Below are 211 nucleotides of genomic sequence, written 5' to 3' on the forward strand. Positions count from 1 at the left end.
AGGCACCTTTAGCGATGCGGATGGTGATACCCTGACACTCAGCGCGACTCTCGCTGACGGGTCGCCGCTGCCAAGCTGGCTGCGCTTCGATCCTGCTATCGGCACCTTCTCCGGCACACCTAGCAATAGTGATGTGGGCACGCTGGTGATCCGGGTAACGGCCACTGACGGCAGCAATACGTCCATCAGCACCAGCTTTGGCCTGACGGTG

The 211-nt window shown here is 61.1% G+C and carries 1 protein-coding gene; it reads left to right on the forward strand.

Annotated elements, in window-relative coordinates:
- Window positions 1-211 (forward strand): putative Ig domain-containing protein (locus H0248_RS21810; RefSeq protein ID WP_180787463.1); only part of this gene is annotated, 211 nt, incomplete at both ends.

Source organism: Pectobacterium brasiliense, assembly GCF_013449685.1.
GTDB classification, from domain to species: domain Bacteria; phylum Pseudomonadota; class Gammaproteobacteria; order Enterobacterales; family Enterobacteriaceae; genus Pectobacterium; species Pectobacterium brasiliense_A.